At 58.6% G+C, this 22,073-nt stretch carries 20 protein-coding genes; 11 read left to right on the top strand and 9 right to left on the bottom strand.

The window, feature by feature from the left end; translation table 11 throughout:
- Positions 1 to 324 (top strand): hypothetical protein (locus GA0061102_RS33300; RefSeq protein WP_208858651.1); only part of this gene is annotated, 324 nt, incomplete at its 5' end.
- A gap of 67 nt (positions 325 to 391) precedes the next feature.
- Here GA0061102_RS33300 and GA0061102_RS14390 read toward each other — a convergent pair.
- Both GA0061102_RS14390 and GA0061102_RS14385 read right to left on the bottom strand, forming a co-directional pair.
- Positions 392 to 1,132 (bottom strand): hypothetical protein, encoded by a 741-nt coding sequence (locus GA0061102_RS14390; protein ID WP_245298017.1) that lies wholly within the window; start codon positions 1,130 to 1,132, stop codon positions 392 to 394.
- An 895-nt stretch (positions 1,133 to 2,027) separates the two neighbouring features.
- Positions 2,028 to 3,125 (bottom strand): Gfo/Idh/MocA family protein, encoded by a 1,098-nt coding sequence (locus tag GA0061102_RS14385; RefSeq protein WP_245298016.1) that lies wholly within the window; start codon positions 3,123 to 3,125, stop codon positions 2,028 to 2,030.
- 357 nt (positions 3,126 to 3,482) lie between these two features.
- Here GA0061102_RS14385 and GA0061102_RS14380 point away from each other — a divergent pair, with 357 nt between their 5' ends.
- Entirely contained in the window at positions 3,483 to 3,884 is a 402-nt protein-coding gene (locus GA0061102_RS14380; RefSeq protein WP_092849033.1) for a hypothetical protein, read from the top strand.
- 262 nt (positions 3,885 to 4,146) lie between these two features.
- Here the strand turns inward: GA0061102_RS14380 and GA0061102_RS14375 are convergent, their stop codons facing one another.
- On the bottom strand, positions 4,147 to 5,193 hold the full coding sequence (locus GA0061102_RS14375) for a LacI family DNA-binding transcriptional regulator (protein ID WP_245298015.1): 1,047 nt from the start codon (positions 5,191 to 5,193) through the stop codon (positions 4,147 to 4,149).
- 130 nt (positions 5,194 to 5,323) lie between these two features.
- Between GA0061102_RS14375 and GA0061102_RS14370 the strand changes: the two genes are divergently transcribed.
- The 8 genes from GA0061102_RS14370 to GA0061102_RS14335 all read left to right on the top strand — a co-directional run bounded on the left by GA0061102_RS14370 (position 5,324) and on the right by GA0061102_RS14335 (position 13,268).
- The gene (locus GA0061102_RS14370; protein ID WP_092849024.1) at positions 5,324 to 6,262 is read left to right on the top strand and encodes a dioxygenase family protein; all 939 of its coding nucleotides are present in this window, start codon (positions 5,324 to 5,326) and stop codon (positions 6,260 to 6,262) included.
- A 28-nt stretch (positions 6,263 to 6,290) separates the two neighbouring features.
- Positions 6,291 to 7,109: an SDR family NAD(P)-dependent oxidoreductase gene (locus GA0061102_RS14365; protein WP_092849018.1), complete on the top strand. Its 819-nt coding sequence runs from the start codon at positions 6,291 to 6,293 to the stop codon at positions 7,107 to 7,109.
- A gap of 21 nt (positions 7,110 to 7,130) precedes the next feature.
- Positions 7,131 to 8,039, top strand: coding sequence for a beta-keto acid cleavage family enzyme (locus GA0061102_RS14360; protein WP_092849331.1), 909 nt, complete (start codon positions 7,131 to 7,133; stop codon positions 8,037 to 8,039).
- A gap of 11 nt (positions 8,040 to 8,050) precedes the next feature.
- Positions 8,051 to 9,076: a quinone oxidoreductase family protein gene (locus GA0061102_RS14355; RefSeq protein WP_092849009.1), complete on the top strand. Its 1,026-nt coding sequence runs from the start codon at positions 8,051 to 8,053 to the stop codon at positions 9,074 to 9,076.
- A 4-nt stretch (positions 9,077 to 9,080) separates the two neighbouring features.
- A complete protein-coding gene (locus tag GA0061102_RS14350) occupies positions 9,081 to 9,434 on the top strand; it encodes a cupin domain-containing protein (protein ID WP_092849003.1) in 354 nt (117 codons plus the stop codon).
- A gap of 120 nt (positions 9,435 to 9,554) precedes the next feature.
- The gene (locus GA0061102_RS14345; RefSeq protein ID WP_092848993.1) at positions 9,555 to 10,901 is read left to right on the top strand and encodes a dicarboxylate/amino acid:cation symporter; all 1,347 of its coding nucleotides are present in this window, start codon (positions 9,555 to 9,557) and stop codon (positions 10,899 to 10,901) included.
- 322 nt (positions 10,902 to 11,223) lie between these two features.
- Positions 11,224 to 12,045 carry an alpha/beta fold hydrolase gene (locus tag GA0061102_RS14340; RefSeq protein ID WP_092849327.1) on the top strand — a complete coding sequence of 274 codons (822 nt, stop codon included), beginning with the start codon at positions 11,224 to 11,226 and terminating at the stop codon, positions 12,043 to 12,045.
- A complete protein-coding gene (locus GA0061102_RS14335) occupies positions 12,042 to 13,268 on the top strand; it encodes a sensor histidine kinase (protein WP_092848987.1) in 1,227 nt (408 codons plus the stop codon). Before GA0061102_RS14340 ends, GA0061102_RS14335 begins: the two co-directional genes overlap by 4 nt.
- A gap of 105 nt (positions 13,269 to 13,373) precedes the next feature.
- Here GA0061102_RS14335 and GA0061102_RS14330 read toward each other — a convergent pair whose 3' ends face one another.
- Entirely contained in the window at positions 13,374 to 14,486 is a 1,113-nt protein-coding gene (locus GA0061102_RS14330) for an FAD binding domain-containing protein (protein WP_092849324.1), read from the bottom strand.
- Positions 14,487 to 14,496: 10 nt separating this feature from the next.
- Positions 14,497 to 15,699, bottom strand: a complete 1,203-nt coding sequence (locus GA0061102_RS14325) for an MFS transporter (RefSeq protein WP_092848984.1) — start codon at positions 15,697 to 15,699, stop codon at positions 14,497 to 14,499.
- 108 nt (positions 15,700 to 15,807) lie between these two features.
- Between GA0061102_RS14325 and GA0061102_RS14320 the strand changes: the two genes are divergently transcribed.
- On the top strand, positions 15,808 to 16,710 hold the full coding sequence (locus tag GA0061102_RS14320) for a LysR family transcriptional regulator (protein WP_092848977.1): 903 nt from the start codon (positions 15,808 to 15,810) through the stop codon (positions 16,708 to 16,710).
- On the opposite strand, the gene GA0061102_RS14315 is transcribed toward GA0061102_RS14320, so the two are convergent.
- From GA0061102_RS14315 to GA0061102_RS14300, 4 genes are all read right to left on the bottom strand, one after another.
- Entirely contained in the window at positions 16,700 to 18,958 is a 2,259-nt protein-coding gene (locus GA0061102_RS14315; RefSeq protein ID WP_092848974.1) for a xanthine dehydrogenase family protein molybdopterin-binding subunit, read from the bottom strand. The genes GA0061102_RS14320 and GA0061102_RS14315 overlap by 11 nt on opposite strands.
- Positions 18,955 to 19,443, bottom strand: coding sequence for a (2Fe-2S)-binding protein (locus GA0061102_RS14310; RefSeq protein ID WP_092848966.1), 489 nt, complete (start codon positions 19,441 to 19,443; stop codon positions 18,955 to 18,957). Before GA0061102_RS14310 ends, GA0061102_RS14315 begins: the two co-directional genes overlap by 4 nt.
- Positions 19,440 to 20,729 (bottom strand): c-type cytochrome, encoded by a 1,290-nt coding sequence (locus GA0061102_RS14305; RefSeq protein WP_092848963.1) that lies wholly within the window; start codon positions 20,727 to 20,729, stop codon positions 19,440 to 19,442. Before GA0061102_RS14305 ends, GA0061102_RS14310 begins: the two co-directional genes overlap by 4 nt.
- Positions 20,730 to 21,150: 421 nt before the next feature.
- Positions 21,151 to 22,005: an MBL fold metallo-hydrolase gene (locus tag GA0061102_RS14300; protein ID WP_092848954.1), complete on the bottom strand. Its 855-nt coding sequence runs from the start codon at positions 22,003 to 22,005 to the stop codon at positions 21,151 to 21,153.
- Positions 22,006 to 22,073: the final 68 nt, after the last annotated feature.

Raw genomic sequence — 22,073 nt, 5'->3', positions numbered from 1 at the left:
AAGCTCTGCGGCGTCACCTGCGAGGCCGTCTGCGCTAACGCAACACCTGCCGGTGCCATTACTGCAACGCTCGCAGCTAGGCCCCAAGATCGCGCAAAACGGTATCCGAAAATCAAAGTGAACCTCTATCCATCTATGTTCGCTCGAACCGATTCCAGCTGCCACGGACTTTCTGCTGGAGCGGCTTCAGGCCGCTCCATGTCTCTCAGCGCACGCAGTACTTTCCAAAGAAATGCCGCCAGAAATGGCCACGGATCGCCGCCACAACCCCTTCTCGCAGCAGAACTAATAAAATTGGCCGCAGGCGTCAGCGTCCATTTTTGACTTGCGGGATTTTGAGGACTTTCCGCAGATGAATGTCTGCAGGGGCGGTCAAGGGGGACACACTGCATCATTCGCAATTGTGGGCTCCCCGAGAAGCCGATGAACCGCCGGTTAAAGCTTTCGCGAGCGCGCCATTGAGGATGACCAGCTTTCGCGCCTGGAACTGCGCATATTCCTCGTAGAAACCGCGCGAAATCCAGATCGGCGAATGCCCCGGCCGCCCAGTCCAACCGAGTCCTCCGATCGATTGAGCTTCCGAGAGCTTCCGGCTCGTATGCGCGCGTGAAAGACCGGCAGATTGGGCCAGATACGCAATCGAACAGACGTCGGTGAGGTATCGGTCTTGCCCTGAGAGGGCTTGCCAATCGACACCCGCGATCAGCCGGTCCATCAGCCACCCGCCTGAATCGATCCAGGTGAAGATCGTGTAGAGCGGGCCTGGCGCGCGCACTTCGGAGCTGAAGAACAACGCGTCAGCTACAACCGGCTGGATCAATGGAAGCAAGTCCTCCCATTGAGCGGAGAATTGTGCGTGCCTTTGTCCACCGCCGAGCAGGTCAAGCGCCTGAAAGTGCAGGCTGTACCAGAGTGCCAGAAGAGACAGAGATTCGACGGATGGCTTGGCCAGTCTGCCGTGGCCAGCCGCTCGCTCGTCTACGGGCTGAATCACGCCGTACTTCATGGCTTCATCGAAAAAGGTATAGGCTGTATTGCGGCTGGCGAGACCAAGGAAAGGTCCGAGAAGGCCAAGGCTTCTGCGGCTGAGACCCGGCTCCACATCGCCGATAGGCCGGAAAAAATGTGCCAACGCGGCATGACTCAGAAGCCAACGCTGCTGTGTCGCAAACAGCGCTGCGGTCCGCGGCGATGTCTTGTGAGCCTCAAACATCCCGGAAGCCAAGAAGAAAACAGCGTATGGAAACGATTTCTCCGCAATTATGCCGCTGATGCCTCGATGCTGCAGGTCGTTTGTTTCCTCCCCTGCAAGAGACGAAAATGAAGCCGGAAATTCTATGATCTGCCCCAAGAACGCGACCTCCGGCTAGCACATCCGCCAGCGAAACAACCCTAAGTCATTGCCCGAGTATGCCATTCTGGTGATTCCGTACTTGTTGTCGTCTATGCGCTTTTTGGCAGCCCAAGCCGGAGACGTCCTGATTAGCCGTGGCGTAAGCTCTGAAATTTTGCTGAAATTCCGCTGAAACCCAGGGATTTTCATGGGTTTTGACGGAATAGCGTGATTAGTGGCTCTGTGCCGGAATACGGGACTGTCGCAGGAGGAAGGGGGATCGGTGCTCCAATTTTCCGGCTTTGAACTCGAAGAGAAGCACTCTGAATTGCGCAGGCTCGGTGGTGAAACAATCAAGCTGAGGCAGAAGAAAAACGGGCAAAGGCCGACCTCGAAATGATCGTCAATCCATCAACCTCTCAGTGGCACATGACCGACCCGATTGAGGCTCAAACCTTAAAGAAGGCGTTTGCTCCTCTACTGAAAGAACAGGACTAGCCGCTTCTGGATGCAATCAAGAGACGTCGACGAAGCGCGATATGCTGCTCTTGACCGGAGTTGAACCGGCAGCGTCGATCCCAGTACGGTCGGCATAAGTCCTTATTGCGGAACTATTCAGAGCGATATGAGAAGCTGTCGAACTCCCCGATGCCTTGCCCCATATGTGTTCGCACTGGAGTAAGAACGGGGTGGGTTAGCCGTCGATCGCTCGTTCGGCCAAGTCCTGCCATTCAGTAAGAAAGCTCATTATCCGTAGCGAATCCGCAAGGCTTGGCGACGGAAGCGGGGCTTCGCGATGCCCATTCCCGATGGCCGCTTCTACAAGTTGAACCTGATAATCGAAAGCATCGTATCTCGATGAGCGCGTTACTCTTTCGACCGGATGGCCATAAAGTTCGATTTCGAAGCTATTGTCGCCCGCTGCCGGCAGCCAAGGATTGGTGAGAAAGCGCAACGAGCCGAGTTCCCCTCGAACAGTGAATTCATAGGACATACCAAAGCTATCGGTACTCGTTAGTCCTGCGATAAGTCCGTTATCGAACCTAAGAATTGCCGTAGCGTCACAAAGGTTCCCATCCTTGGCGGAGCGATTGCCGGTGGCTTGTACTTGCCTTCGCGGGAAGGCCGTGTCACCGCAGCCCATTTTCAGGACATAGTGTAGCAGCGAAGCCGGATAGCATCCGAGATTGAAGATCGTTCCATTGCCATGCGGATTAACGACGTCCCAGATATCGGCGGCATAAGTCGCCGAAACCGTGCGCAAACGCCCCAAGCGGCCAGATTCGATAACTTCTCCGAAGGCAGCAATGATCGGGTGACTTAGATACATCAGCCCTTCGACGAAAAATATCCCGGTTTCCGTAACAGCTTGAGCTATCGCACGAGCATCATCCATATTCGTGGCAAGCGATTTCTCGCAAAGAACTGCCTTACCGCGGGCGGCTGCACCAATCACAGCTTGGGCATGAAGGTTGTTTGGAAGGCCAACATAGACCACGTCAACATCCGCATCTTCTGCAACAGCGTCCAACGTGTCATATCGTTTCGGCACCTCGTATTGCGTTGCGAACGCGTCAAGTCGGGCTGGATCGCGTCCGGAAACCGCCACGAGCTTGGAGCCGGCGCTTTTTGCAACCGCTTTCGCCATCGTGTGGGAAATGAAGCTCGTTCCCAAAAAACCCCAACGCAACATGCCAATCCCTCCGGTTTGTCCACCGGCAAAGGCGATACCTGCTGCTCGAAGAGAAAGAAAGCGCTTTAAATCTGCCAGTGGAAGCAGAAAATCTACCACTTACAGCATGACAGGCTGCGGTCCTACGCTCGACGCCTTTGGCACCATTGAGGCGGCCGAAAGTTATCGGCAGCCGTCCCGACCTTCCGACCAGTGTGTGCGATCGCGCAATTCCTGCACCTTCGGATGACTGGCCTGCGCTTCGTCCGGGGGGGGCCTGAGGTCAAAGATCCGGGCCTCACATCGCAGACTTTCGAGCAATCGGAGGACCTCAAATGCAAGCGGCGGTCGCACGACACCTCCGGAAGAGGGCCGCAAAGGATCGAGATCTGTGGTTTGCGACAATTGTCGGCAGGTGATACCTATTGAAACGTCGGCTCCCCACCCCAATCTCAGCTAGGTTACAGGAGCCTGGTCATGCCATATCTTATCCTCACCCTGTGCGCGGTTGTTTGCACGTTTTTCATTACACGCTTCTTTGCCGTCAAAACCCGGCTCGCCGAGAAGGCGGTCGATGACATGATTGGCCTTAAGTTGAAGGCCTCCCCTCTGATTGGCGAACTGGAACGCCTGAAGGAGGAGAATGGAGTGATGCGCAACTTGCTGATCGATATGATCGAGAACGAGGCGTCCGTACCGCCAGCTAACGTCGCGGTAACGGAAGCTGAGCGGGCGCGTGCGATCATCGTTGCAAGGCAGCGGCGACGCGAGATCTTCGGTGAGGCGATCTACGTCATCAGGCAAGCCAAAGAGTCGCGAAACCTGTCTCAGTCCACCCACTCCGACGATACCCGGTATAACGCAGCCAATCGCGACTGATTATGATCCCGATAGGCATCTCCGCTGTCGGTGTCCACAACGCTCTGACCCGTATTTCCATTTGACGCCGATGCATTCAGACGCGGGAAGCCATTGGGAAATTGGCCATATCAATATCGGAGCAGGGTCAGGTCGAAAGCCAAAACCGGGTGACATCGCGATAGAAATGGACAGAAGGTGATCGTCTGAGATTTTCCGCGGCAGCGTTCTCGGATTAACTGCTAAAACTGTCGCATTTTCATATTCAAGTGCGAGGCGATATCTATTTCGATGCCATCGCTGTCGAGTCACGCAACACAAACTGCGGCCGGACTTGAAGTACCGCTGGCTTTAGACTGGAGCCCGATATGTGGTCCAAAAGATGTCGCGCTGCCTGCTCTCCCATTTCCGCGAGTCCGATCTGCACCGTCGTAAGCGGCGGGGCAACCATGTCCATCAAAGGCATATCGTTGTGTCCAACGATCGAAAGGTCAGCCGGACACGACAGGCCACGTACCTTCAGTTCCTGAATAGCGCCGAGCGCGAGCAGGTCGTTGCTGGCTGCAATGGCTGTCACATCGGGCCAGCGGTCGAGCAGCGACGCGGTCGCGGAGCGGCCGGCCGGCCGGCTATATTCGGTGGTAACCACAACTGCGTCGGCGGCAAGTCCCGCTGTCCGCATCGCATCCTCGAATCCCTTGCGGCGAAGCACGCCGGTGGAGAAATCAACGGGGCCTGCAAGATGCCCGATCCTATGGTGTCCAAGCTCTATAAGATGCTCGACGGCCAGGAACATGCCGGCAAGGTCGTCGGTCACGATCGATGAGGCCCGGAGCTCATCCTCGCGCCTATTGACAAGCACCGTCGGCACGCCGGCGTTCAGGCAAATGGTGAGAACGGGGTCGTCGCGGGTCGCAGTCGCAAGTACCAGCCCGTCGACACGCCGAGCGATCAGCTCCTCGACGATGGCTGCCTGTGCGGCAGCGTCAGGCCCCCCGTCTGCGACAAGCATCGAATAGCCTTCACTCGACAGTTGCGCGCCGATCCCATCCAGGATCGGCGCGAAGACCGGATTCGCGAGGTCCGGAACCACGACGCCGACCAGCCTTGATCGGCCCGTGCGTAGCGATGCTGCGATCGCATCCCGGCGATAGCCTTGTCGCTGTGCCTCGGCTCGTACGCGTTCGACCACCTCCGGCGAGATGCGGTGGCTCTGCCCTGGATCGAGCGCACGCGCAGCTGTCGAACGATGCACGCCGGCAGCTGTGGCGATCGATTGGAGTGTGGCCCCGCGCATGGCGGCAGGCGAGCGTGTGGATATAGCGTTCATCAAAACCGGCACGACAGAATCAACTTCGTCAAGAAAGCACTTTCTCCCCGACTTGACAACGTGCAATCGATCGCATAAACATCGTGCAATCGATCGCACAGATGTATCGACAACCGCGTCGGAGGAAGCGATGAATGTAGATACCGCAACCGGCGGAGCCGAGATCGGGCAGCGCTCCCATATTATCGAGGATCAGGATGCTGTGACGGACGTCGTACTCGACGCCATGTCGCGGACACCGAATGAGCGCCTGAACGAGATCATGGCCGCCTTCGTACGGCACATGCATGCCTTTGCCCGCGAGGTGAAGCTCACCGAGGAGGAGTTCGAATTCGGCGTCGACTTCCTCAACCGCATAGGCCAGGCCACCCATGAGGCGCATAATGAAGGCATCCTGTTCTCCGATGCCATCGGCTTCTCGACGCTGGTCTGCCTACTGAACAATGGCCAGAACGGCGCCACAGAAACGGCCGCAGCCCTGCTCGGGCCTTTCTGGCGCCTGCACTCCCCGGCAACGGAGAACGGCGGCTCAATCGTGCGGTCCGATACACCGGGTTCGGCCCTGTTCGCCAACTGTCGCATCACCGATCCGGACGGCAAGCCATTGGCGAATGTCGAAGTCGACGTATGGCAGGCCTCGCCGGTCGGGCTCTACGAGAACCAGGATCCCGATCAGGCCGACATGAATCTGCGCGGAAAGTTCCGGAGCGATGTGGACGGGCGAATCTGGTTCCGCTCGGTCAAGCCGGCCGGCTATCCGGTACCGACCGACGGCCCGGTGGGCGAGCTTCTGCGCGCGCAGCTGCGCCATCCCTATCGTCCGGCGCATCTGCACTTCCTCTGCTACAAGCCGGGCTACAAGACGCTGATCACTCAGGTCTTCGTTGATGAGGACCGGCACCTCAAAAGCGACGTTGTGTTCGGTGTCACCCGTCACCTGGTCGGCGATTTCCAGCAAGGCTCCGGCCCAGCCCCAACTCCCGGAGTGGAAGGCCCTTGGTTCCGGCTGACCTATGATTTCGTGATGGAGCCTGGCAAGGCCAAGTTGCCGAAACCGCCGATCCGCTGACCCCTTTCACACAAAGCGAGAGCACCCCATGTCCAGTCAAGTCCCGTCGGCGGCTGTTGCCGCCCCATCCAACGCTGCAGATCGGCGAGCACCCTATCCTCGCTCACTGGCCGGCAAGGTCGCGCTCGTTGTCGGTGGCGCCGGAGCCATCGGCGCCGCTACCAGCCGCATGCTGGCGGCCGCTGGCGCAACCGTCGTGATCACATATCTCGACAGCGAGCGTGATGCAGCCGCAGCCCGTTCGCTGGTGGCCGAACTGGGTGTCGACCATGCCGCCTATGTCGCCAACGTCGTCGATACCCCGTCGCTGATCGCACTGCGCACACAGTTGCAGGACCGCTACGGCCGGCTGGACATCCTTGTCAACGCTGCCGGTTTCACCAAGCCCGTGCCGCATGCCGATCTCGACGCACTGACCGACGACCTCATCGACCGCATGCTGCAGGTCAACTGGCGTGGCCAGTTCGCGTCGATACGCACTTTTGCACCGATGTTGAAGGCTTCCGGCGACGGCCTGGTGGTGTCGATCTCCTCCATTGCCGCCTTCACTGGCGTCGGCTCGTCCATCGCCTATTGTGCCGCCAAGGCCGGCATCGATGTGATGACCAAGGCGTTGGCACGGGCGCTGGCGCCGGAAGTGCGGGTACTGGCGGTGTCGCCCGGGGTCGTTGATACCGAGTTCGTACCTGGCCGCGGCGCCGATTTCAACGAGAAGGTCAGCGCCTCGACGCCGCTAAAGCGGCTCGGCGAGGCAGAGGACATTGCCGCCGCCATCACCGCATGCGCCACCATGCTCGGCTATTCGACCGGACACATCATCCAGGTCGACGGCGGGCGGGCGCTCTAGAGGGGGGAAGGTAGATCTATGATGCGCTCGCCACTGCCTAAAATCGTCATCACCTGTGCGATCACCGGCAACCTCACCAAACCGGAACAGACGCCACACCTGCCGATCACGCCGCAACAGATTGCCGAATCGGCGCTTGGCGCTGCCGAAGCAGGAGCTGCGGTCGTGCATATCCATGTTCGCGACCCGCAAACCGGACGCCCGTCGATGGAGCTCGAACTCTATAGCGAGGTCATCGAGCGCATACGCGCCCGTAATCCGGAACTTATCATCAATATAACCACCGGCCCCGGCGGGCGTTTCGTGCCGTCGCACGATAACCCCAGGATCGCCGGTCCGGGTACCACGCTGATGGCGCCCGAGCGACGGGTGGAGCATATCGCTGCACTCCGACCGGACATCTGCACGCTCGACCTCAACACGATGAACTCAGGCGGCGAGGTGGTGATCAACACGCCCGCAAACATTCGACGCATGGCCAAGGTCATCGCTGCAGCCGGCGTGAAGCCGGAAATTGAACTGTTCGATTCGGGCGACATCGCGCTGTTGCGCGATCTGCTCGATGACGGCACATTGCAAGGACCTGTGCTCACGTCCTTCGTCCTGGGCGTGCGTTACGGCTTCCAGCCGTCGCCGGAAACCGTGCTTTATGCGCGCAACCTTCTGCCCATGGACGCCACCTTCACCGCGATCGGTATCGGACGCTCCGCCTTCCAAATGGTGGCGCTCTCTTATCTCTCCGGCGGCCATGTCCGCGTCGGACTGGAGGATGCGGTGTATATGGACCGGGGTGTGTTGGCCCCTTCGAACGCAGCGATGGTCGAGAAGGCGCGAAGCATCGTCGAACATCTTGGCGGGCAGATCGCCGAGCCGGGCGAAGCCCGCGCCATTCTCGGCCTTACCAACTTTGCAAATACTCCGAGTGAATGAAGGGCTTCCCCATGTCTCTGACCAGCCGTCTTCCATACACCGTGCAGATCCCAGCAAAGGGCCTGCGCCTCTATGAGAAAGCGCCGGACTACGCTGCGATCAAGCTGAACGTGGAGGAATTCCCATTGCGGGCCATAGCCAGCCACGAGGTCGTGGTCGAGATCCATGCCGCCGCGGTCAACCCTTCGGACGCCAAGGCGGCCACCGGCCTGATGCCTTATGCGGTGTTTCCGCGCACGCCGGGACGCGACTATTCCGGCAAAGTGGTGGCTGGTCCCGACGCCCTGATCGACAAGCTCGTCTTTGGTTCGTCCGGCGACCTCGGCATCCGCCAAGACGGTTCGCACGCCAGCCACATGATCGTTGAGGCGGATGCGCTGGTCGAAGTGCCGCAAGGTGTTGATGCCCGTCAAGCCGCCGGCATCGGAGTACCCTTCGTCACCGCCTGGGAGGGCCTGCGCCGTGCCGGCTTGCCGGCGGCCGGGGAAACGGTGCTTATACTCGGGGTCAACGGCAAGGTCGGCCAGGCCGCCGCACAGATCGCGACCTGGCGCGGGGCACGCGTGATAGGCGTCGTGCGGCGCGATGAGCCTTACGCGGGCCATGCGAGCGGGCCGATGGAAGTCATCGCTGCGAACACAACCGACGTGCCGGCCAAGGTCCGCCAGCTGACCGACGGTAAGGGTGCCGACATCGTCTTCAACACCGTTGGCGATCCCTTCTACGAGATCGGCCAGAAATCAATGGCGGTCGGCGGTCGCGCCATCTTCATCTCTGTTGTGGACCGCTTCGTCACATTCGACATCCTCGCTTTCTACAAGGGCCGCCACACCTATGTCGGCATCGACACGATCGCGCTCAGCTCGATCGAGACAGGTAGTATCCTCAAGGCGCTGACGCCCGGCTTCGCCGAAGGCGTGCTGAAACCGTTCCCGATCGTCGACAGCGCGGTCTACCCGCTCGAGGATGCGTATGCCGCCTATCAGGCGGTGATGGGGGCATCGCGCGACCGCATCGTGCTGGTGCCCGGGAGCTGATGCAATGCATGTCGTCCGCTATGCCGAAGCGCCTGCCTATGACGCACCTGGCCATCACGACATGCACCTGGTTCGGCTGCAGGGGCGTGAGGCAGGCCCGGCTGATACAGTCTGGATTGGCGTATCGACCCTCGAGCCGGGCGGCGGCACGACGCTCGACGCTTCTAACGTCGAAAAGATGTATGTGGTGCTCGACGGCGAGGTGACCATATCGAATGGTCGGGAGGAAGAGCGCCTCCAGCAGTGGGATTCCTGCCGCATCAGCCCGAATGAAGCACGTCAGTTGCGCAACCATACGCTGGGGCTCGCCAAGATCCTACTTGTAATGCCGCTGCAGACGACCGGACCGCCGCGCTGACCGGCGAACAGAAAGCCCGCTAGCGCAGCGGACTCTGCAACTTTCATAGCAACCAGATCAACTCACGCGACAGGCTCCGCCCGTCTCGGCGATGTCATTCGTACTCAGGAGGAGAACCCTATGACAAATGTGCATTCCTCGCGTCCACGTAGACCCTGGTACCAAATCCTCTATGTGCAGGTGCTCATCGGCATCGCATTTGCCATCGTGCTCGGCCATTTCTGGCCCAAGGTCGGCATCGACATGAAGCCGCTCGGTGACGGCTTCATCAAGCTTATCAAGATGGTGATCGGCCTGGTCATCTTCTGTACTGTTGTGTCCGGCATTGCCGGCATGAATGACCTGAAGAAGGTCGGTAGGGTGGGCGGTAAAGCACTCCTCTATTTCGAGGTCGTTTCGACGGCTGCATTGTTCATTGGCCTGATCGTCGGCAACCTGATCAAGCCCGGTGCCGGCTTCAACGCCAACCTGGCAGCGCTCGATATCAGCGCCGTCCAGGCCTACGCAGGCAAGGCTGCGCAACAGTCAGTCACCGATTTCCTGCTGAACATCATTCCGACTACCGTGGTCAATGCTTTCGCCGAAGGCGACATCCTGCCGATCGTTCTGATCTCGATCCTGTTTGGTTATGTACTGTCGCATCTTGGCGACCGCGCCAAGCCGGTCAGGGAAGTGATCAATGCCGGCTCGCACATGGTGTTCGGTGCGATCAACGTCATCATGAGGCTGGCGCCGATCGGCGCATTCGGGGCAATGGCCTTCACCGTCGGCAAATACGGGGTCTCCTCGCTCGGCCCGCTCGTGGTCCTGATCGGAACCTTCTACCTCACCAGCATTATTTTCGTGCTTGGCGTGCTCGGCCTCATCGCCCGGTGGGCAGGTTTCAACATCGTAAAATTCCTATTTTACATCAAGGAAGAGATCCTGGTGGTGCTCAGCACGTCCTCGTCGGATCCGGCCCTGCCCAGTTTGATGGAGAAACTGGAGCGTGCCGGCATATCCAAGCCCGTCGTCGGTCTGGTCGTCCCCACCGGATACATCTTCAACACGGACGGCACCTCGATCTACATGACGCTGGCGGCGCTGTTCGTCGCTCAGGCCACCAACACCGATCTGTCCCTGTCCCAGCAACTCATTATCGTCGCGGTCGCCATGCTTACCTCCAAGGGCGCATCCGGAGTCACCGGCGCCTCGTTCATAGCGCTAGTCGGAACCCTTTCGGTCATCCCCGCCATTCCGGTCGCCGGCATGGCGCTCATCCTCGGCATCGATCGCTTCATGAGCGAAGCCCGGGCGCTGGTGAACATGATCGGCAACGGCGTCGCCACGATCGTAATGGCGCGCTGGGAAGGCGAACTCGACAAAGAGCGCCTTGACGCAGCACTGTCGGGCCTCCTGCCCGACGAGCCCTATACGCTCGACGTCATCGAAGTCGACGGCAAGCCGGTTGCTGCAACGCCTCTTTGAGCCCTCCCTGCCCCGGTCAACGAGCTTGAACAATTGCACTGCTTCGACGCGCTGCTTCGTTCGTCAGGTATTCATGCAACTTCTTGCTTGCCTGCTCCGACGCAATCCATATCCGCGTGATTGCTTCGAACTGTTTCCGGTGCTTGAGATCCGTTGGGCGTAAAAGCCCGACGGAACTGGGCGAACCCAAGCGATTTTGAAGAAAAGTCTCCTATTTTGACGCAAGCTCCTGTCATGAGTCCCGACCTATGGCGATCAATGATCGAAGATGTTAAGCCTCCGCCGGGGGTTGGTAAAACGCGTTCTGATCGGGGGTTGCCTGATGCCGATGCTGACGGTTCGTGATAACACGCGGCTCTATTACAAGGACTGGGGCGACGGTCCAGCGGTGGTCTTCAGCCATGGCTGGCCGCTGAATTCCGACATGTGGGAAAACCAGATGATGTTCCTCGCATCCGAAGGCTACCGTGTGATCGCACACGACCGCCGCGGCTTCGGTCGATCGGATCAGCCCTGGGTTGGATATGACCATGATACGTTCTCGGATGACCTTTGCGAAATTATCGAAGCGCTTGATCTGAAGGATGTTTCGCTCGTAGGCTATGCGATGGGCGGAGGAGAAATTGCACGCTATATCGGCCGCCACGGGACCGGCAGAATTTCGCGCGCTGTGCTCATTGGCGCAACGACACCAAAGCTTGCACGCAGTGAGGACTATCCGAACGGCGTTCCCGAGGCCGTTTTTGAGGGCGTTCGAGCGGGGCTTCGCGCCGACCGGGCGGAATTCATTCGCGGGTTTTCACGATTGTTTTTCGGAGCCGATCGCGATGGGGCGAACGTCTCCGAAGGCAGCCTGATGCAATTGCATCAAATCGCCATGCAATCTTCCTTGAAAGCCGCGCATGATTCCATCACTGCCTGCGCGGTGACGGACTATCGGCATGATATCGAGAAATTTGATGTGCCTGTCCTCATAATTCACGGCGAGGATGATGCCTTTGTTCCCTTTCACGCTACGGCACGCCAGGCGGCCGAACTAATTCCAAATGCAGTACTCAAGGTCTGCGAAGGTGCTCCCCATGGGCTGCTGTTTACCCACAAGGATCGGCTGAATAGCGATCTGCTTACATTTCTGCGACAATGACCGCAGACAAGGAAAAACTTGGCGATCACAACCTCGTTGCTGCAATGCCTTTCGGGATCATCCGTCTGGACGTCCGCAAGGCTCAAAATCTTATCATCGAGATAGGACGGGGCAACGCGCGATCACGAGCGTCTGAACTCACTCAGAGTGTCATCTGTACTCTCGTCAATGCGGCCATTATTGTTCAAGCAAATGACGCGGCGTGCAAATTAGCGGATTTCAATAGGGAGCAATTGCTTTCCGAACCGCTCGCGACAATACTTACCGAGGACGCGTGTCGAACCATCAGCAACGACCTCTTGGATCTCTTTGGCGGCTCCAGCGGCACATCTTCCGAGGGGCGGTTGCTCCGTCCAGGCAAGGAAGGTCTTTCCGTCGTCTTAAACCTTTGGCTCGCCGAAGGCGGAGATTTTCCCGACAGCGTCTATCTCGGGATCACGAATATCAGCGGAAGAGTTACTAGCGAACAGATGAGGGACGACCTTCAGAGCAAGCTCGCCCATGCCGGACGCATTGCGATGCTGGGCGAGATGACGGCTTCCATCGCTCACGAGGTCAATCAGCCTTTGGGATCTATCATCGCAAGCGCAGAAGCGGGCCTAAGATGGCTCGATCGGACGGAGCCGGACCTGGCGGAGGTCAAGGCCCTGCTTGAACGCATCGCCGGAAGCGGCAGGCGCGCTGCCGAAATTGTCGCAGCGATGCGCTCCATGGCACGCAACAAGAAGGCCGAGAGGGAGCTCGTTTCGGTGAACATGATCATCGATGAGGCGATTGTGATATTGCGATCCGATCTTGTAAAACGGCAGATTTCTCTTCGACTTGATCTAGCGTCCGAATTGCCGGAGGTGTCGGTGGATCGAACGCAGATCCTGCAGGTCATTGTCAATCTTGCATTGAACGCTGCACAAGCAATGTCTGATGGGGAGGCCTGGAACCGCACTTTGCTCATCCGCACCAGAAGAGATTCCGAGACCACCATTATCGTGGAGGTTAGCGACAGCGGCCCCGGTGTTGACCCCAATGTTGGAGAGAAGCTATTTGAGAGCTTCTATACGACGAAGCAGACCGGGATTGGTATGGGCCTTGCCATATCCCGAGCGATTGTCGAGGCGCATGGAAGCAAAATCGAGTTCCAATCGTCGCCACACCTTGGGGCGCATTTCAGCTTCAGATTGCCATTGCCGAGCAAATCCGGGCTTCATGACGGAATCCATGGATAAAGCAGCGCACGAGGCACAGGTTGGCCGCAGCGAGTTCTCGTCGTAATATCTGCCTCGATCGTTAAGGCTGCCTGGCGCGTACCGGCAACACTGCAAATCTCGGTGCTAGAGGGCCGATGCGCCCAGCCGGCGCCCATAGGCGGCGATTTCCTTACCTACCGGCAGGCGTTCGTGCTCATAGCGCGCCAGCGCTTCGGCGAGATTATCCGATCTCGACAATGCCTCCCGCAGCGCAAGGGCGTCGCCTGCAGCCTTCGCAACTCCCATTGCGGTGTGAGGGCGCACGACAAATGCGGCATCTCCAACGAGTGCAACGCGACGTGACACCATCCGCTCAGCCTCGTAGTCGAAAATACCGTGAATCGAGGGCAGCGGCTCGGCCTCGACCACCTGTGCAAACTGAGGCGGAAGGACAGAAAAGGCATCTTGCCTCAACGTCTGCAAGCGCGTCTCCGACAGCGCACCCCGCGGCAACGAGTACTCGAATGTACGCCCATCGACGCCCGTAAAGAGGGCCGCGAGCTCCGCATGTGGCACCAAACGATACCAAACCCAATTGTACCGCCGCTTTCCTTTCTCCATTTCGCCATTTTGACCGGGGACGAGATAGCCGAGCATATGAACGCCGCGGACAATGTAGAAGGCAAATCGATCAACGAGGATCGACACTTCGGCCGGAAGCGCCGTTTCAGGGATTAGACCGCGCCAGGCTACATAACCGGCAAATTCGTTGCGGTTCTCTCGACTGACGAAGCCGCGAACAACCGAGCCCATACCGTCGGCGCCAATAACCAGCTCCGCTTCCTCAGTCTCGTTCCCCTCGAACGTCAAACGCACGCCTTGCGGAGTTTCGGCCACGTTTTTGACGGCCCGCCCAACGACGTAACTGTCCATCGGCAGATGCGATGCAACTGTCGCGTAAAGAACATCCCAGGAAATCTGGGTTTGCGGGGTCGAAAAAACCTCGGCCACGCCTCCGTCCCTGTTTAGATATATTCGCTCCTTCGCAACGACGCCGACATGGGCCAGATGCTCGCATCCAAGCACGCGCAGTATCTTGAAGAGCTCGCGCTGCCCTACAAGCCCGGCTCCTCGCCCGGCCAAGCCGGACGAGGAACGTTCATAGATCTTGACGTCATGACCATCCCGCTGAAGGAGATTTCCGATGAACAGACCAGCCAGGGATCCACCAACGATACGAATTCGCATTGGTTTCACGGTGAAGTCCTCAATGGGCCGCGCGAACAGCCGAGCGGACTCGACGCGCTGCAATCTGTATCAGCAGCGCTACGAGCGCCAGCGACGCACCAAGAGCGCTGACCCCAATCCAGCCGGAATACTCCCACGCCATCGTTGCCAAAGCCGCGCCGGCTGCACCGCCCAGAAACATGGCCGTCATGAAGATGGTGTTCAATCGGCTACGTGCCTCCGGGTCGAGGGCATAGACGACATGCTGGTTCGACACGAGTGCGCTCTGGACACCAAAATCCAGAACGATAACGCCAATCACGAGGGCGATAATCGAGGTCCATACACCGAAGACAATCCAGGCAACCAGTGTCAGCAGCGCACCCAACAATACCACGAATTGAGGTCCGCGACGGTCGGCCACGCGACCCGCAAGGGGGGCGACGACAACGCCGACGGCACCAACGACACCGAAAAGCCCTGCGACATCAGCGCCGAGATTGAAGTGCGGCGTTTGCAAATACAGAGCCAAGATCGTCCAAAACGCCGTGAACGAACCAAACAGCGCCGCTTGCATGAGGGCCGCCGTGCGCAGCGCGCCTTCTCTTCTCCATAAATGTGCAAGTGACTTCAGTGCGGTGTGATAGCGCATATGCGAGGCCGGACGATGGCTGGGCAGCGTGAAGAACATCAAGGCGGCGGCGACCAGAGCAAGCGGGACGCCGATCCAGAACATTTCGCGCCAGCCGGCATGGGCACCAACAAAGCCGGACAATGTGCGGCTGAGCAGAATGCCCGTCAGTACGCCGGCCATGACGGTGCCGATTGTCGCGCCTCGCCTTGCGGGTATCGCAAGCGATGCCGCGAAGGGCACAATTTGCTGTGCGACCGTTGCCGTTGCGCCAACAACAAGCGACGCGGCGATGAGTGCCAGGGCGGATTGAGCGATCGCGGCCAATGCTAAGGCCCCCGCAAGCACGACGAATTGACCAATGATCAGCTTTCGGCGATGCACGATGTCGCCCAAGGGAAGAAGAAAGAGAAGCCCCAAGGCATAGCCGAGCTGTGTCGCAGTCGGAATGAAGCCGGTGATCGCTTCACCTGGGAATTCTTTTTCAATGATCCCCAGCATCGGCTGATTGTAATAGATGTTCGCGACAGCAATGCCACTAGCAGCCGCCATCGCAAACAAGGCAGGCTTTGCGATGCCATGAGCGGTTGACGTATCAGGCACGTTTTCCATGTTCAAAATCCTTGATTTCTGCGGAATGCATGTGCTGTTAGTTAGCTCTTAATCGCATATCGATTTAGTGGTCTTGAACGATCATCCGGTGTAACGAGTTTTGATATAATGGACACGGACGATGTCTCGGTTTTCACTGCCGCAGCTTCCGCCGGTAGTCTCGCGGCAGCGGCGAGACGCCTCGGCTTGACGCCCATGGCCGCAAGCCGGCGGCTCGCGGCCCTCGAAACGTCTCTTGGCGTCCGCCTTCTGCATCGCACGACGCGCTCGCTATCTCTTACTCCGGAAGGTGAGAGCTTTCTCCCCTTCGCCCACGCACTTGTAGAAAATGAGAATGCGGCGATGGCGCTATTGCAGTCTGGCGCCAAGGGAGCAGCCGGATTGCTTCGCGTATCCGTGCCCATCGCCTTTGGGACCAAGTTCGTTACGCCGATCGTGCCATCTTTGCTAAACGAGAACCCTGAACTGCGGATATCTGTCGACTTGACGGACAGCCTACCCGATCTTGTGGCAACCGGAACGGACCTTGCCATCCGTATCGCTCGGTTGCGGGACAGCAGCCTCATCGGCAAAAAACTAGCCGATAATCCGCGGCTGGTCGTGGCTAGTTCGGACTATCTCGCGCGTCGGGGCAAGCCGAAGACACTTGACGATATTGCTGGTCACGACTGCTTGGCTCACGCCGGCACGACCCACTGGATCTTTCACCACGCCGATGGGGAGAGGCAGGTGAAATTGGGCGGTCGCTTTTCCTCAAACAGCATCGCTGGCTGTTATACGGCATGCCTTGCCGGGGGCGGACTTGCCTTGCTCTCAAATTGGTACGTGGCCGACGATATCAAAGCCGGGCGCCTGATACGAGTTGACCTTCAAGACGTGCAACCCGAAACAATCAACATTTGGGCAGTCTATCCTACCGCCCGACTTGTGTTGCCAAAGGTTCGTGTTTTCGTGGCGGCATTGCGTGCCGCCCTTGTCGCCGCCGGCGTCGGCGATGATGCTAAAGAGTGACGATCGCAGCCCTCACTTTCTCCGGCGTCAAGGGCATGTCGCGGAAGCGAATACCCGTTGCGTCGGCCAATGCATTGGCAAGGGCTGCCGAGGTTGGTCCTTGACCACATTCGGCGACACCAAGGAAAGGTTGGCCAGGTTGCTCTTCAACGATTACATCGATCTTTTCAGGTATGTCGAGGAAGCGCAGGATCGGATAGGAGCTCCAATCGAAGCTGGTGCGGATGACTGCATCATTGGTAACAGCCTCGCGCGTACACCAACTCAGAGATTGAATGATCGCGCCTTCGATCTGGTTTTGGACGCCGTTCGGACTGACGACCTCTCCGCAGTCCGCTGCGGCTTGCACACGGTGGACAGAGACACGGCCAGTATTTTGATCGACGCTGATCTCCAAACAGACGGCGCAATAGGCACCCAGGTTCTTGTAGCGGGCGAAAGCCATTCCGAAACCGTGAAACGGCCCTTTCTTGTGCCGCTGTCGCCAGCCAAAGGCGTCGGTCGCCGTCTGCATGACTTGGCGCGCTCTGGGATCAGCCATATGTTTCATTCGCAGATCAAGCGGATCGATGCTGCCGGCGAGCGCGAGTTCGTCAAGCGTGCTTTCGATTGAGAAAACGTTCAAATGTGCGCCAAGCGAACGCAGCGCCGAAACCCGGATCGGCATTTCCTTTATGAAATGATAGATCACCTTCATGTTCGGCAGGTCGTAAAGCGGATTGGAATTCCTGCTTCCGTCGCCCTCCGGCATTGGTATCGGCTTGCCTTCAGGAGGCGGGAAACTCGGCACGACCTCGCTGCCGACCAGAACTCCGCCGGCGCCGACAGGTCTGTTGTTGTGCGGATTGCTCCATACATCGTAACGCCACTCAACAATACGGTTGCCGGCATCAATGCCTGCTTCGACCTCCGTGACCATGCCAGGTCCCAAGGGCTCCCAGCCGAACTCCTGCTCACGCATCCACTGTAGCCGCACAGGCCGACCTGGAACTGCCATGGCGATAAGCGCGGCCTCCGCAGCGACATCGTCGGCGCCATTCTGACCGTAGCAGCCTGCCCCTTCAGCGTGAATCGCTCGGATCTTGTCGATCGAAAGTCCAAGCAATTCCGCGGCAACCCGGCGCACGTCAAACGTGCCCTGACTATGCGTCCAGATCGTCAGAAGACCATCGAGCATCCATGCAATTGCGCAGGATGGACCAATGGAACCGTGAGAGATCCATTGACGACTGTAGCGCCCGCCAGCGGTCTTGACGGGAACGCCGGTCGGATTGGCGACGTCAAGAATCGAAATCTCCTCGGCCGGAAGCGATTTCAGCGTATCTGCGACGCTACCGGTTGGGAAAGGCCCGGCGGTCGGTTCGTAGCGGGATGCCTGCAGTTTGCGCATCAGCTTGATCGCATCCCATTCCCGTTCCGCCACAACCGCAGCGAAGTCGCCGTTCTGAACAAATTTGAACAGCTGCGGCATCACCTCTATCTCGGCAAGCGGCGGGAATTTGAGCCTCGTTCGCTCGCTGGGACCACGCACGACCCGGGCGTGCAGCATACCCGGTAGCCGCATATCATGGATAAAAGCCTGACCTCCGGTCGTTTTTGCCGGAATGTCCAACCTTGCAAGGTTGGTACCCATCGTGCGGAACTCTGTTTTTTGTCTAAGCGGCGCCTCTGCGATGGCCTCTACGTGAAGGGATAGAGTCTTTGCAATATCGCCGTAGCTCAATCTTTGACCATCGGGTGCAAGAACATGTCCGTCACCCGTCGTCGTCAGATCCTTGACGTCGCGCTGAAAACGCGCGGCCGCCTGCCGAAGCAGCAACATCCGGACGTTGGCGGCCGCATTGCGGATTGCGGTTCCGCTATCCTGCATCGAATGGCTGCCTGCCGTTAATCCTTCGTCCGGGGTCTTGGCCGTGTCGACGGTTATAAGCGTCACGACGTCCGGCTTCAGATCGAGCTCTTCGGCAGCGACCTGCACGAGGGCAGTGCGTATTCCCTGGCCAAGCTCGGCCTTGCCAGTGAAAACCGTAGCATGCCCGGCTCCGTCGAGCTGGATCCAGGAGTCCAAATAGGGCCATGACTTTAGGCTGCCCGGCAAGTTCGGCGCCACGATTGACGGGCCAGCTCCGCCCTCGCCACCACCAGCGAGCTGCGCCAAAGCGGGTCGAGCCAGCGCGAACGCGACAGTGATGCCGCTCGTGGCAAGAAACGAACGCCGGCTGACGGCTTTTCCAAGCAAGGTACTCATTGCGCACCTCCATTGGAGACTGCCTGTGTCAGCTGATCGCTTGCCCGGCGTACGGCCCGCAATATCCGCGCATGCGTTCCGCAGCGGCAGAGATTGGGCTGCATATGAGTTCGAATCTGGTCTTCGCTTGGCGCCGGATTCTTATCGAGCAGCGCTTGCGCGCGCATGATCATCCCGGCGATGCAATAGCCACATTGTGCGGCCTGCTCGTCCTGAAACGCCTTTTGCACAACGTTTGGTGCCGACAATGAGCCAAGTCCTTCAATCGTTCGAACTTGTCTCTGCCCGAGAGCACCCACAGGGGTGAGGCAAGAAAAGACCGCATGCCCATCAATGTGCACGGTACAGGCTCCACATTGACCAAGGCCGCATCCATATTTCGCGCCATTCAACTGGAGTTCGTCACGCAAGACATAGAGAAGCGGCGTATCGGGATCGGATGTGACTGAGTGCTCACGCCCGTTGATATTGATCGAGATCGTCATTCCGCGTTCTCCTTCCGGATATCAGCAACCTTCGCGTCCAAATTCTTCCACGCCGGCTTGTCGGTGAATCGGGCCCGGGCATAGGCAAGCAGATCAGCAACCTGGCTGTCCGTCAGTATGTTCGAAAAGGACGGCATATAGGGTCCTTTGTCGCCCTCAGGCGCTATTCCCTGCAAAACCGCCTGAATGGCGTTTCGGGGGTCGTCCGCTCGCAGGTCCGTCGCCGTCGAGAGCGCCGGCCGGCTGCGAAGGTTCATTGGAGCTCCGGGAGCGTGACAGCCGGCGCAAGAACCGTTGAAGAGCCTGTCGGCTTCAGGATGGGCTGTTCCTGCGGATGGGTTGTCCATAACGGCTGCTGAAGCCGACGCGGAAACATAGGTCGCCGAGCCATGCATCTGGGAGTTGATATAAACGGCGATTGCTTTCACATCCGCATCATTCAGCCGCGAGAGACCTTCCGTTACGGGGCCCATCGGACCTGCGGCCGCACTATGTTCGCGATCCAATCCCGTCTTCAGATAGTTGAACAGAGACGCCGTGTCCCAAAGCGCAGCGGCCGGATTGCTAGCATCAAGAGCAGGGGCGTTCCAGCCCTCTGCGATGCCGCCAGCAAAACTTTGACCGAGCTCTTCGCCGCCGGCAAGGTTCCTGGGTGTGTGACATCCGCCGCAATGGGCAAGACCCTCGACAAGGTATTTTCCGCGATTCCACTCCGGGCTTTGATCCGCCTGCGGCACGACCTCTCCTTGATGCAGGAAAAGAAGCTTCCAGCCGGCAAGGAGCTGACGAAACCCAAGACCAGGAATGAGCTTGTTATCGGGTGCGGTCTGCGAGACCGGCTGACGCGTCATCAGGAAGGCATAGACTGCCTTTAGATCTTCGTCGCTGACATGCGTAAAGTGCTCGTAGGGCAAAGCGGGATAGAGATGGCTGCCATCTCGAGCGACACCCTGTTTCATGGCCCGGGTAAAGGCCTGCAGCGACCAGCTACCGATTCCTGTTGCCGCGTCAGGCGTGATGTTATCCGAGTAAAGTGTACCAAAGGGCGTCGGCAACGCCCGCGAACCGGCAAAGGGGCGGCCGTTTGGAGCCGTGTGACAGACAATACAGTCACCAACGGTGGCGAGCTGCTCGCCTTTCTGCACGAGCTTTGGGTCGAAGCTAGATACATCCGGCCGGGCAATCTTCGGTATCTCCGGCTCGTAAACGATCCACGCCGCTACCGCCAGCCCAAGCGCAGCCACGACGGCTGCACCACCCAATAACTGCAGTCTTGATAGCCTCATGTCGGACACTTCGTTTTGTTTACCCTTGGTGCTTTCATGTTCGCGCTAGGCCAATCGGTCTTGTCCATCCTCTTCAGTTTTGGATATTCCGATTGCAATTCGCCACACCACAGGATGCATCGATCCCTATGGCCGGCGAGAACCGTTTCGCTGAACAGTCCCTCGCGCTTTCGCAATGCTTTGCCGTCGTCTCGCCGGGCATCGATTCGACGATCGCATGTGCCGGATAAAGGACGGGAGCGATAGCATCGACGCCACCTCCTTTGAGAACAGGAGGTGGCGCCTTCGTTCAGAAGGTTGCTTGGGCGAAGCCGCCAGCTACGCGTCGCCATTGGCGCGCACATGCGACGATAAAGCTTCCAGCCGCCTGTCAATTGCGGCTGCCGTCAGGACCTCGTCTCTCCTCCAAAAGCCTTCGGGTTCATCGCCGCGCCATTGGTTCGAAGCGAAAGCCGGTGTCAATTTTCTGCACGCGTCCGACGCCTGGATAAGTCCAGTGATAACCGAGAAGCGTTGCATTCTCGCTCGCAGCCCGCTCAAGTAGCCTGTGGCGTGTCTCCCTGGCCTGATTGGGGTCCATATCAAAGCCGAAACTCCAGTCAGGATGTTCCATCGAAACAATCTCGCTGGCGGTTGCATCAACAGTTATGATCAACGGCGTCTCGCCAGCAAGAACAAGGGAAATATGTCCGGCAGTGTGGCCTGGAGTTGCGATCACTTTGAGGCCTGGAGCGATCTCGTCACCATCATCGACAAACGTCACACGCGTCTCGATCGCCGCCAGCTCGCGCCGGGCGCCTTCGACAAACGGCTGCAATTGCTCAGGCAATGCGCTTGCCTCCGCCCCCGTCCAGAAGATCCACTCCCGTCGGCTCATGTAGTATCTTGCGTTTGCAAAGCGCAGAGTGCCATCGTCTCGCGTCGTTCCCCAAATATGATCCGGATGCGCGTGCGAGAGGATCACCTTCGTGATGTCATCAGCCGGAACACCGATGGCGGCGAGGTTGGTCTCCAGCCGGCCCTCCCCGGGCTGAAACCGATGTCCGGCACCGACGTCGACCAAGATCTTGTCATGTCCCGTCACGATCAACGGAATGTTGGATTGGGCATCGGCGATATTATCCCGACCATGCAGCCGCCGAATAATGTCTTCACGCTCATCTGATGTCGCCTCAGGCGCGAATATCTCGCCGGGAAGGCTGATCGGCCCATCGGAAAGGACAGTAATGTCAAACTGACCATGTCTGAAGCCGTGAAATTCTGAAACCGTCGCCATTCGTCTAACCTCAATTGTTATATCCGAATGTTAGTTTGGCGAGCAGAGCCATAATTTTAAACTGACGA

Origin of the sequence: Martinezella miluonensis (assembly GCF_900094545.1) — a bacterium.
Taxonomy (GTDB): Bacteria; Pseudomonadota; Alphaproteobacteria; order Rhizobiales; family Rhizobiaceae; genus Rhizobium; species Rhizobium miluonense.
Note: the sequence above shows the minus strand (reverse complement) of the source record. Positions and strands in the feature narration are given on the sequence as shown.

What these genes read in the sequence shown, in the direction of transcription:
- GA0061102_RS14300 (WP_092848954.1), bottom strand. Translation starts at nt 22,005, where the DNA reads ATGGCGACGGTTTCAGAATTTCACGGCTTCAGACATGGTCAGTTTGAC.
- GA0061102_RS14315 (WP_092848974.1), bottom strand. Translation starts at nt 18,958, where the DNA reads ATGAGTACCTTGCTTGGAAAAGCCGTCAGCCGGCGTTCGTTTCTTGCC.
- GA0061102_RS14345 (WP_092848993.1), top strand. Translation starts at nt 9,555, where the DNA reads ATGACAAATGTGCATTCCTCGCGTCCACGTAGACCCTGGTACCAAATC.
- GA0061102_RS14375 (WP_245298015.1), bottom strand. Translation starts at nt 5,193, where the DNA reads ATGAACGCTATATCCACACGCTCGCCTGCCGCCATGCGCGGGGCCACA.
- GA0061102_RS14350 (WP_092849003.1), top strand. Translation starts at nt 9,081, where the DNA reads ATGCATGTCGTCCGCTATGCCGAAGCGCCTGCCTATGACGCACCTGGC.
- GA0061102_RS14325 (WP_092848984.1), bottom strand. Translation starts at nt 15,699, where the DNA reads ATGGAAAACGTGCCTGATACGTCAACCGCTCATGGCATCGCAAAGCCT.
- GA0061102_RS14360 (WP_092849331.1), top strand. Translation starts at nt 7,131, where the DNA reads ATGCGCTCGCCACTGCCTAAAATCGTCATCACCTGTGCGATCACCGGC.
- GA0061102_RS14335 (WP_092848987.1), top strand. Translation starts at nt 12,042, where the DNA reads ATGACCGCAGACAAGGAAAAACTTGGCGATCACAACCTCGTTGCTGCA.
- GA0061102_RS14310 (WP_092848966.1), bottom strand. Translation starts at nt 19,443, where the DNA reads ATGACGATCTCGATCAATATCAACGGGCGTGAGCACTCAGTCACATCC.
- GA0061102_RS14340 (WP_092849327.1), top strand. Translation starts at nt 11,224, where the DNA reads ATGCCGATGCTGACGGTTCGTGATAACACGCGGCTCTATTACAAGGAC.
- GA0061102_RS14365 (WP_092849018.1), top strand. Translation starts at nt 6,291, where the DNA reads ATGTCCAGTCAAGTCCCGTCGGCGGCTGTTGCCGCCCCATCCAACGCT.
- GA0061102_RS14370 (WP_092849024.1), top strand. Translation starts at nt 5,324, where the DNA reads ATGAATGTAGATACCGCAACCGGCGGAGCCGAGATCGGGCAGCGCTCC.
- GA0061102_RS14355 (WP_092849009.1), top strand. Translation starts at nt 8,051, where the DNA reads ATGTCTCTGACCAGCCGTCTTCCATACACCGTGCAGATCCCAGCAAAG.
- GA0061102_RS14320 (WP_092848977.1), top strand. Translation starts at nt 15,808, where the DNA reads ATGGACACGGACGATGTCTCGGTTTTCACTGCCGCAGCTTCCGCCGGT.
- GA0061102_RS14380 (WP_092849033.1), top strand. Translation starts at nt 3,483, where the DNA reads ATGCCATATCTTATCCTCACCCTGTGCGCGGTTGTTTGCACGTTTTTC.
- GA0061102_RS14305 (WP_092848963.1), bottom strand. Translation starts at nt 20,729, where the DNA reads ATGAGGCTATCAAGACTGCAGTTATTGGGTGGTGCAGCCGTCGTGGCT.